Source organism: Catenulispora sp. GAS73, from assembly GCF_041262085.1.
Taxonomy (GTDB): Bacteria; Actinomycetota; Actinomycetes; order Streptomycetales; family Catenulisporaceae; genus Catenulispora.
Genome location: NZ_JBGCCM010000053.1, coordinates 50370 through 59353 on the forward strand (window position 1 = coordinate 50370; position 8984 = coordinate 59353).

Consider the following 8984-nt stretch of genomic DNA (forward strand, 5'->3'; position numbering starts at 1 on the left):
CCCGGAACATGCATGCCTCACGCATTCAATCCAGCCCGTCGGGCAGGTAGCTGAGCAGGTCCCCGGGCTGGCAGCCGAGCTCCCGGCACAAGGCAGTCAGGGTACTGAAACGGATGGCCTTCGCCCGGCCGTTCTTCAACACGGACAGGTTCACGACGGTGACCCCGACCCGGTCGGCGAGTTCGGTCAGGGTCAGACCGCGCGCTTCCAGCAGACGGTCCAGGTGCACGCCGATCGAGTGGGCGTCGGCGCTGTCCGGCGGCATCAGACGACGCCCTCCAGGTCTTCGCGCATCGCGTTGCCGACGCGCATGATGCGGGCCAGGGAGAGCAGGGCCAGTCCGGCGAACAGATATATCCAGACCACATTCCACTGGCGATCGATCGGGCCGGCGGCCAAGGAAGTCCACAGCTTGCCCGACGCATAGACCTCGACTGTCGGGCGGAGCACCGAGTCGACCACCAGAAACCAGCCAAGGAGGCGGAGTCTGGCGGCGAAGCCCGGGGTGTAGAGGCCCTTGCGGTGGGCTGAGGTGAGCGCCAGAAAGGTGATCACCACCACTCCGATCAAGGTCACCGTCCCTGGCAGGCTGTCCAGCGTGTACCACCACCGCTGGCCGGCGGAGGGCTTGTCGGTGCACAGCCGGACGTGCGTCGCGTCGACGGTGACACCTGCGCGTGGCTGGAACAGCCAATCCGTGCTGTCGGCCCTCGCGCCCATGCCGCCGGTGTCCGCGCAGACCGCGACCTGGTGTCCGTATCCCAGGATGCTGCCGCCGCCGAACAGCGTGTCGAAGATGTCCCAAACGAAGCCGCCGAGGACCAGGCACAACACCATCCAGTTGAAGGTCATCAACGGTTCCAGCGGATTCCGAACCTTGATCGCCCTCTTCTTCGCGACACCGTCCACGACCGTTCCCCCATATCGAAAGTCGATGGTATCGAGAAACGATGCCATCGATATTCGATAACTACAAGACCCTGAGAAACCGCTACAGCAGCTGCTCCACGTACACCGTCCGAGGCGCCTGGTACTCCACCACGACCACCAGCGCGTCCTTCGGGATCTCCGTCCCCGGTGTCATCGCGTAGGCGTGGAACGCCTCGCTGCCGCCGCGGATCTCCACTATCACCTCGCCGACCAGTCCCGGCGCGATGCGCCCCGTCACGCGGCCCTGCCTGCCGATCATCGGTGCTCCCGTCCCCTGGCATTGACGCGGATCACGGTACGCGCGCTACGGTGTCCCCTGAAACCACATACACGCGGGAGCTCGGGCGAACCGGGCTGAGAGGACGGCTGGCGCCGTCGACCGCCGAACCTGTCCGGGTAATGCCGACGTAGGGAGCGCCGCCATGACGGCTGTCAATGATGTGTCCGCATCGTCCGAATCCTCCGAAACCTCCGGCTCGTCCGCTTCGAGCAAGACGTATCTGTCCTCCGACGCGCGCGCCGACCTGCGCGTGCCGATGCGCGAGATCGCGCTGACCAACGGCGACTCCGTCGTCCTCTACGACACCTCCGGTCCGTACACCGACCCGGAGGTGCGGACCGACGTCCGCTTCGGCTTGCCGGCCCTGCGCAGCGCGTGGATCGCCGAGCGCGGCGACACCGAGCAGTACGAGGGCCGCACCTGGCAGCCGACCGACGACGGGCTCAAGTCCGCCGACCTGCGCAACCTCGACGCGGTGTTCTCCGGCGGGCGCAAGCCGGTACGCGGGGCCGAGGGCGCCGGCGCGGTCACCCAGCTCGCCTACGCGCGGCGCGGCGAGGTCACCGCCGAGATGGAGTACATCGCGGTGCGGGAGGGCGTCAGTGCCGAGTTCGTGCGGGACGAGGTCGCCCGGGGCCGCGCGGTGATCCCGGCCAACGTGAACCACCCCGAGGCCGAGCCGATGATCATCGGCCGGTACTTCCTGACCAAGGTGAACGCCAACATCGGCAACTCCTCGGTGGCCTCCTCGATCGAGGAGGAGGTGGACAAGATGGTGTGGGCCACGCGCTGGGGTGCCGACACCGTGATGGACCTGTCCACCGGCCGCAACATCCACACCACGCGCGAGTGGATCCTGCGCAACAGCCCGGTCCCGATCGGCACCGTGCCGATCTACCAGGCGCTGGAGAAGGTCAAGGGCAATGCCGAGGACTTGTCGTGGGAGGTGTTCCGGGACACCGTGATCGAGCAGTGCGAGCAGGGCGTGGACTACATGACGATCCACGCCGGCGTGCTGCTGCGCTACGTCCCGCTGACCGCCACCCGCAAGACCGGCATCGTCTCCCGGGGCGGCTCGATCATGGCCGCCTGGTGCTTGGCGCACCACAAGGAGAACTTCCTCTACACCAATTTCAGGGAGCTGACGGAGATCCTGGCGCGCTACGACGTCACCTACTCCCTCGGCGACGGCCTGCGCCCCGGCTCCATCTACGACGCCAACGACGCGGCCCAGTTCGCCGAGCTGACCACGCTCGGCGAACTGTCGAAGATCGCCCGCGAGCTCGGCGTGCAGGTGATGATCGAGGGCCCGGGCCACGTCCCGATGCACAAGATCAAGGAGAACGTCGAGCTCCAGATGGAGCTGTGCGACGAGGCGCCGTTCTACACCCTCGGCCCGCTCACCACCGACATCGCCCCCGGCTACGACCACATCACCTCCGCGATCGGCGCGGCGATGATCGGCTGGTACGGCACCGCCATGCTCTGCTACGTGACGCCCAAGGAGCACCTGGGCCTGCCCAACCGCGACGACGTCAAGCAGGGCCTGATCGCCTACAAGATCGCCGCGCACGCCTCCGACCTGGCCAAGGGCCACGAAGGCGCGCAGCGCTGGGACGACGCGCTGTCCGACGCCCGCTTCGAGTTCCGCTGGGAGGACCAGTTCAACCTGGCCCTGGACCCGGACACGGCCCGCGCGTACCACGACGAGACCCTGCCGGCGGCCCCGGCGAAGACCGCCCACTTCTGCTCGATGTGCGGCCCGCACTTCTGCTCGATGAAGATCACGCAGGACGTCCGCAAGTACGCGGAGGAGCACGGCCTCGGCACCGACGAGGCGCTGTCGGCCGGCATGGCGGAGAAGTCGGCGCAGTTCGCGGCCTCCGCACACGAGGGCGTCTACCTGCCGCTCGTGGACTGATCGCGTGAACAGATCCCGTGGACTGATCGCGAGGCGACACAAGCCTCACACCAGCCCCTAGGCAAACAGGGCCCGCATATACCGGAGATGAAGCGATATATGCGGGCCCTGTGATGTGCCGACGGTGACCAACCATACACGGGTTTCCTCTGAGTGTTGCCAGACCGGCTCGAAGGCCGAGACGCTGTGCGCATGTCTTCAACATCGACTTCGCCCGCCGTGTGGACCGCACCGTCCTTCGAGCGGCAGGAGAACATCCCCTCCAGCACCGAGCGCGACAGCCTTGAACGCTTCCTGGACTGGCACCGGGAGAGCCTGCTCTGGAAGTGCGGCGGGCTCACCGGGGAGCAGCTGGCGTCGCAGCCGCTGGCCAGCACCGACCTGACGCTGTTGGGCTTGGTCCGGCACATGGCGCTGGTGGAGCGCTGGTGGTTCCGGATCCAGTTCCTGGGCCGGAAGGAGCTGGAGGAGATCTTCACGACCAAGGAAGACCCCGACGGCGACTTCCACAACGGGACCGCGGACAGTGCCGAGGCCGATTTCGCGGTGTTCCACGAGGAGGTCGAGCTCGCCCGGCAGGCCTGTGTGGGGCACAGTCTCGACGAGACGTTCGAGAAGCGTCAGGAGACCCTGTCGCTGCGCTGGGTCTACCTGCACATGATCGAGGAGTACGCGCGCCACCTCGGCCACGCCGACTTGCTGCGCGAGGCGATCGACGGTGCCACCGGGGAGTGAGCGCATGTCCCGGCCCCGGCGTGGGCCCGAGGAGCCGCGGCTACCCTAGTCCCCATGCCAAGCCCCAGGCCCGCGATCTGTACCAACTCCAAAACCCTCACCAGGTCCACCGTCCTCGCCACCGCGGCGCTCGCGCTGACCGTGTCCGTGGCGCTGTCCGCGTGCGGCGGGAACTCCACCCCGCCGCCGCTGGCGCCGGTCGCGACGAACTCGACGGGGCCCACCAGCGCCGCGACGGGCAACGCCCAGGGCTTCGTCGTACCCGGCGTGCCGGACCCGTGCGCGCTGATCGCGGCGGACCAGGTGATCTCGATAGGACACCTGCCGGACGGCTCGAAGTCCGGGGCCATAGCCTCCAACAGCGGCGGCCGCAGCTGCGCCTACAACTCCGGTCACCCGGACATGGTGACCATCTCGCTCACCGGGGTCACCAAATCCGGCTTCGACGCCTTCCGCGCGACCATCCCGGCCAGCACCGTGAGCTCGATCTCGGGCCTGGGCGACGAGGCCTACCGCAGCAGCCAGACGCCGGGCGTGATCGACGTGTACAAGAACGGCTTCGACCTGAACGTCGCGGTCATCCACGCCGACAGCTACGCCAGCGCCTCGGACGATGCCAAGGCGCTGGCGCAGGCGGCGGTCGGGAAGGTCTGAGGCCGGGCCCGACGGGACCGGAGCCGGCCCGAGTGTGGGCCGAGTGTGGGCCGAGCGGGCCGAGTGTGGTCCGAACCGCCTAGGCCTTCTTCGAAGGCTTCGGCGCGGCCGGGGCCGCGGGCGGCGCGGGCACGGCCGGGGCGCCCTTGTCCGGCACCGGCGGCAGCCCCACGAGCGTGTTCTGGTACGCCACGACCTGCTGCCAGGCCCGGGCCTGCGCGTTGGCCGAGGCCAGGTTCGGCGGCAGCCACAGGTCCTTGACCGTCGCCGCGGAGTAGCCCAGGGACTTGAGATCGGCCGCGGTCGGCATCCACATCGCCGCGCCCGGCGCCGCGCTGCCGCCGGGGACCTCGCGGAGCTGGCCGTCCAGGGCCGCGTGGAACTTCGCGGCGTCCACGCCGGAGTCGGTGTAGAACTTGGCCTCGGCGGCCTGCTGCTGCGCGGTGGCGCCGCCGGTCTCGCTCAGGTCCGGGACGTAGCCCAGCCAGGAGCCCGAGCCGGTGCCGCGGCGGGTGGCGGCGGCCGGGAACCAGTAGTCCGCGCACGGGCCCGCGCACGCGCCGTCGATCAGCAGGTTGAGCTTGCGGTCGTGGATGGTGCGGCCGATCGCCAGGCCCGAGGCCAGGTCGCCGCCGGTCACCGTGACGCGCACGGTGTCCGCGCCGGAGCCGAGCGCCGTGGCGAACTGCGCGGCGCTGTCCGGGGTCACCGTGCCGACCAGCTGGAGCGTGCCGCCGGTGCGGGTCCAGTGCCCGGCGGCGTGGCCCTGGGTCACGACGTCGGCGGCCGGCAGCGTGCCGATCTTGTAGGGATCCGGCTTCGAGGCCGAGGAGGAGCAGCCGGCCAGCAACGCGGCGGCGGCGACAGCCGTCAGGCTGAGGCCCGCGCACGCCGGGACCCCGCGGGATGTCAGGAATCTGCGCATACCGCCCATATTGGCGCCGTGCGCGCCCCGGGCCCGGGAGACTCGCCGCCGCCGGGCGCACAGGTCACCGTGCCGATACCGGCCGCACCGTCATCACACGCACGTGTCCACGTCCGACCGGAGCCGGTTCTGAGCGCCGAGCGCCGAGCGCCGAGCGCCGAGCGCCGAGCGCCGAGCGCCGAGCGCCGAACGCCGAGCGCCGAGCGCCGAACCTCAGCCCTGCGGCCGCGGCGGTATCGACGGCAGCGGGCTGATCAGGCACGGCCCCCCGAGGAACGTCCCGGTGTCCATGTTCACCGCGCGCCCCTCGGCGTAGATCATCGGGCCGGTGATGTCCTCGGCCGGGATGTCGAACACCAGCGGGATCGGCGAGTGCCCGTGCACGATCTGCGAGCCGCCGAACTCCGCCAGGAACTCCAGCGCGTTGGTCCCGTCGTCGGCGAACGCGAACCGCGCGGTCACCAGGTGCGTGAGCCGGTCCCAGGCCTCCAGGTCCGTGTACTCCCGCAGGACCGCCTGCACCGTGGCGTTCACCGTGGCGATGTCGCCGCCGAGCTCGCGGTAGGTCACCGTGTCGGAGTGGATCAGCAGGTGGTCGTCGACCAGCGCCATCGCCGGCAGCGACGCCAGCCACTGCGCGTGCTCCTCGGTCAGGGCCCGCAGGTCCTTGGGCTGGCCGCCGTTGCCGAGCCACCGCTCCTGGAACTTGTCCGCGCCGGGGCCCGTCAGCCGGTAGGACGCCAGCAGCATGACCTCGTGGTTGCCCAGCAGGCAGTCGACGCGGCCGCCGTGCTCCGGGGCCTGCTTCTGCAGCCGCATCACGGTGTCGATGACGCCGATGCCGTCCGGGCCGCGGTCGAACAGGTCGCCGAGGAACCACAGCCACGCCGAGCCGGCGGCCCACTCGCCGTCGGCGTCGGTGATGCCGCTGCGGAACAACGAGGCCTGCAACTGCTCCGCGCAGCCGTGCACGTCGCCCGTGACGTAGACCGGCCCGGCCGGCACGGGTCCGTTGATCCCGACCGTTGCGTCGAGGGTCAAGTCCATGGTGTCGTCGATCTCCAGGGTCATGGCCATGGGGTCGACTTCGGGCGGCGGCGGCGTCATGCAGGCCAGGCTAACGACAATGTGGCTTGTAGGTACACATCGGTGGCGGCGTGGGTTTACCAAGCCGGCGTCGTAAGTGAATACCTCTGCGCCGGGCATGCACATCGGAGTACGGTCGGTGACGAGGAGAGTGGTCTTCAGTGGCGTTCAGAGAATTGAAGCCGGAGAGGGCCGCGGCGGGTAGCAGTCTGCGGGCGGTAAACACCAGCGTCCAGTCGGCTTGGGCCGCTCAACGCCGGAGACGCATCAAGGACTCCCTGTGGTGGGCCCTTCCTGTCACTGTCGTGAGCGGCGTCGTCGCGTCCGCGATGACCCGCCACGGGTATTTCGGCGTGGGTTTCGCCGCGCTGGTGGCGTTGGCGCTGGCGGACTTGGCCTACACCAAGCCCGCCGACGTCAGCCTGGCCGGCCGCCGAGCCTCCGGCGAGGCCGCCACCGCGCGGGCGATCAAACCTTTGAGGTTCCAGGGCTTCACCGCCCTGCACGACCGCCGGCTGGCCTCCGGCGCCGTCCCCGGCATCCCGCCGGTGGACATCGAGCACCTGCTGATCGGCCCGGCCGGGGTCTTCCTGCTGGACTCGAAGAACTGGGCCTCCGGCCCCAAGCCCCAGATGATCGGCGACAAGCTCTTCGTCGGCATGGACAACCGCGAGACCACGCTCAAGCGGCTCGACCTGGAGGCCCAGAACCTCACCTCGGCGCTGGGCCGGAACCTGCCGAGCGGGGTGAAGGTCGAGCCGGTCCTGGTGGTGCACGCCAAGGACCTGCGACCGACCCCGCGCTTCCTCGACGGCGTCACCATCCTGCTGCCCGAGCAGTTCCCGTCGGTCTTCGGCCAGATGCGCCAGGTGATGACCGCGACGCAGGCCTCGAAGCTGGCCGAGACCCTGGACCGGGTGCTGCCGGCGCGGTCGGGGGACCGGCCGATCCGGAAGTGATCCGGAGCTGATCCGGAGCTGATCCGGAACTGACCTGATCCCCGGCCGGGGCGCGGCGGGGCCGCGCGTCAGCCGGCCGCGGCCGCGGTCTCGGTGTCTGTGTCCGTCTCGTCGAACGGCCGCAGCTCCTCCAGGCTCCACGTCAGCTCGCCGTTCTCCAGCTCCGTCACGACGCCCTCGATCCACCGCAGCTCGGCCTCGGTGACCGCGACCAGGTACTCGTCGTCCAGCAGCGTCACCTTCGGCAGCCCGTACTGCCGGGAGTCGGCCACGCCCTGCTTCGCCGCGGCCAGCGATCTCGCCACGGTGTCGCGCCGTTCGCGCAGCGCGGCCAGCACCGCGTCCGGCTCCAGCATCATCAGGAACGACAGCGCGGCCGGGAACTCCGGGTACTCCGGACGTGGCACGCGCACGATGTCGTCGATCCACGCCTGCGCCGCCTCGCGGCCGGCGTCGGTGAGCTCGTAGACGGTCCGCTCCGGGTACTGCTGGTCGCGCTCGGTCTCGCGCACCGCGATCAGTCCGGCCGCCGTGAGCCGCTCCATCGTCTTGTACAGGCTCGCGCGCTGCCCGACGTTGACGACGTTCTCCTTGCCCCATTCCTTGAGCAGCCGCTGCACGCCGTACGGGTGCAGGGGCTTGTAGCCGAGCAGGGCGAGGACCGCGAGCGCCAGCGGGGAGCGGCGCGTCGCGGCGGGCGAGGGGTTCTGGGCTGCCATGCAGGCATCTTAGCCTCCGAGAGACTAGTTTCAATGGCTCTAGTTGACAGGCAACTAGTGTAAATGCAACTATCAAATCGTCAGCACGAACCACCCCGGTCCCTCACCGAGGGCAGATCCCGAGGAGCACCCGAAATGACCAGCACGATCTCCACCACCGCGACCACCCGCACCGTCGCCGACGCGGCCGCCGAGCCGGTCCGCCTGCACGTCGACCACACCGCGGCCAAGCGTCTGGGCAACTGGACCAGCGCCGATCGCTTCGAGGTCCGGGCCCGCCGCGGCTCGGTCGTGCTCGACCTGCGCTCCCCGCAGCTGCCGGCCGGCGAGCTGGTGGTGGACCTCGACCTGGACCGCGCCATGGTGAAGCTGCTTCTGCCCGACGACGCGGTCGTCGATCAGCGGGACATCGTGTGGAGCGGCAGCGGCAAGGTGAAGGACGGCGTCGGACAGCAGAACCAGCGCAAAGGCGTCGTCCCCGCCGAGGGCGTCCGCCGGGTCCGGCTGACCGGCCGGATCCACAGCGGCGAGGTGCGCGTGGCCCGAGGCGGCGTGGCGATGCTGGCGGCGATGTTCAGCCGCGAGTACGTCGAGGACGTCAAGCAGGCGCGGCGCGACGGCGCCTGGCCGACGGTCGACGACCCGACCCGTGCCCCGAAGGACGCCTGATCGCAGCTGCCTGCCGAACCCCGGCAAAGATGCGGCGCGGCGCCCCCCGGCCCGGGGGGGGGCCGCCGGGGCCCGGGGCCGGGGCAGAGGGGTGTCGCCGCCGGGG

General features: G+C 70.0%; 11 protein-coding genes and 1 riboswitch. Of the genes, 5 read left to right on the plus strand and 6 right to left on the minus strand.

Annotation, left to right across the window (positions count from 1 at the left end):
• Positions 1–25 precede the first annotated feature (25 nt).
• From ABH935_RS46450 to ABH935_RS46460, 3 genes are read right to left on the minus strand one after another with little or no spacing between them, the layout of a single operon-like run.
• Complete coding sequence (locus ABH935_RS46450; RefSeq protein ID WP_370384414.1) at positions 26–265, minus strand: helix-turn-helix domain-containing protein; 240 nt, start codon at positions 263–265, stop codon at positions 26–28.
• Positions 265–957 (minus strand): DUF2975 domain-containing protein, encoded by a 693-nt coding sequence (locus tag ABH935_RS46455; RefSeq protein WP_370384415.1) that lies wholly within the window; start codon positions 955–957, stop codon positions 265–267. The genes ABH935_RS46450 and ABH935_RS46455 overlap by 1 nt, the downstream gene beginning before the upstream one ends.
• 34 nt (positions 958–991) lie before the next feature.
• Positions 992–1189, minus strand: coding sequence for a hypothetical protein (locus ABH935_RS46460; protein WP_370384416.1), 198 nt, complete (start codon positions 1187–1189; stop codon positions 992–994).
• Positions 1190–1252: 63 nt separating this feature from the next.
• Positions 1253–1361, plus strand: a riboswitch (TPP riboswitch).
• Between ABH935_RS46460 and thiC the strand changes: the two genes are divergently transcribed.
• From thiC to ABH935_RS46475, 3 genes are all read left to right on the plus strand, one after another.
• Positions 1353–3131 (plus strand): phosphomethylpyrimidine synthase ThiC, encoded by a 1779-nt coding sequence (gene thiC, locus ABH935_RS46465; RefSeq protein WP_370384417.1) that lies wholly within the window; start codon positions 1353–1355, stop codon positions 3129–3131. It overlaps the preceding riboswitch by 9 nt.
• A 192-nt stretch (positions 3132–3323) precedes the next feature.
• Positions 3324–3866, plus strand: coding sequence for a DinB family protein (locus ABH935_RS46470; RefSeq protein ID WP_370384418.1), 543 nt, complete (start codon positions 3324–3326; stop codon positions 3864–3866).
• Between the two features lie 54 nt (positions 3867–3920).
• Positions 3921–4520 carry a hypothetical protein gene (locus ABH935_RS46475; RefSeq protein ID WP_370384419.1) on the plus strand — a complete coding sequence of 200 codons (600 nt, stop codon included), beginning with the start codon at positions 3921–3923 and terminating at the stop codon, positions 4518–4520.
• Positions 4521–4599: 79 nt separating this feature from the next.
• On the opposite strand, the gene ABH935_RS46480 is transcribed toward ABH935_RS46475, so the two are convergent.
• Both ABH935_RS46480 and ABH935_RS46485 read right to left on the minus strand, forming a co-directional pair.
• Positions 4600–5445 carry a hypothetical protein gene (locus tag ABH935_RS46480; protein WP_370384420.1) on the minus strand — a complete coding sequence of 282 codons (846 nt, stop codon included), beginning with the start codon at positions 5443–5445 and terminating at the stop codon, positions 4600–4602.
• 213 nt (positions 5446–5658) lie between these two features.
• Complete coding sequence (locus tag ABH935_RS46485; RefSeq protein ID WP_370384421.1) at positions 5659–6552, minus strand: metallophosphoesterase family protein; 894 nt, start codon at positions 6550–6552, stop codon at positions 5659–5661.
• Between the two features lie 284 nt (positions 6553–6836).
• Here ABH935_RS46485 and ABH935_RS46490 point away from each other — a divergent pair, with 284 nt between their 5' ends.
• Positions 6837–7490: a nuclease-related domain-containing protein gene (locus tag ABH935_RS46490; RefSeq protein ID WP_370384422.1), complete on the plus strand. Its 654-nt coding sequence runs from the start codon at positions 6837–6839 to the stop codon at positions 7488–7490.
• 68 nt (positions 7491–7558) lie between these two features.
• Here ABH935_RS46490 and ABH935_RS46495 read toward each other — a convergent pair whose 3' ends face one another.
• Positions 7559–8209 (minus strand): PadR family transcriptional regulator, encoded by a 651-nt coding sequence (locus ABH935_RS46495; protein WP_370384423.1) that lies wholly within the window; start codon positions 8207–8209, stop codon positions 7559–7561.
• Between the two features lie 135 nt (positions 8210–8344).
• Here ABH935_RS46495 and ABH935_RS46500 point away from each other — a divergent pair, with 135 nt between their 5' ends.
• Complete coding sequence (locus ABH935_RS46500) at positions 8345–8878, plus strand: hypothetical protein (protein WP_370384424.1); 534 nt, start codon at positions 8345–8347, stop codon at positions 8876–8878.
• The last annotated feature ends 106 nt before the right edge of the window (positions 8879–8984 follow it).

What these genes read in the sequence shown, in the direction of transcription:
- ABH935_RS46475 (WP_370384419.1), top strand. Translation starts at nt 3,921, where the DNA reads ATGCCAAGCCCCAGGCCCGCGATCTGTACCAACTCCAAAACCCTCACC.
- ABH935_RS46455 (WP_370384415.1), bottom strand. Translation starts at nt 957, where the DNA reads ATGGCATCGTTTCTCGATACCATCGACTTTCGATATGGGGGAACGGTC.
- ABH935_RS46470 (WP_370384418.1), top strand. Translation starts at nt 3,324, where the DNA reads ATGTCTTCAACATCGACTTCGCCCGCCGTGTGGACCGCACCGTCCTTC.
- ABH935_RS46480 (WP_370384420.1), bottom strand. Translation starts at nt 5,445, where the DNA reads ATGCGCAGATTCCTGACATCCCGCGGGGTCCCGGCGTGCGCGGGCCTC.
- ABH935_RS46495 (WP_370384423.1), bottom strand. Translation starts at nt 8,209, where the DNA reads ATGGCAGCCCAGAACCCCTCGCCCGCCGCGACGCGCCGCTCCCCGCTG.
- ABH935_RS46500 (WP_370384424.1), top strand. Translation starts at nt 8,345, where the DNA reads ATGACCAGCACGATCTCCACCACCGCGACCACCCGCACCGTCGCCGAC.
- thiC (WP_370384417.1), top strand. Translation starts at nt 1,353, where the DNA reads ATGACGGCTGTCAATGATGTGTCCGCATCGTCCGAATCCTCCGAAACC.
- ABH935_RS46485 (WP_370384421.1), bottom strand. Translation starts at nt 6,552, where the DNA reads ATGACGCCGCCGCCGCCCGAAGTCGACCCCATGGCCATGACCCTGGAG.
- ABH935_RS46460 (WP_370384416.1), bottom strand. Translation starts at nt 1,189, where the DNA reads ATGATCGGCAGGCAGGGCCGCGTGACGGGGCGCATCGCGCCGGGACTG.
- ABH935_RS46450 (WP_370384414.1), bottom strand. Translation starts at nt 265, where the DNA reads ATGCCGCCGGACAGCGCCGACGCCCACTCGATCGGCGTGCACCTGGAC.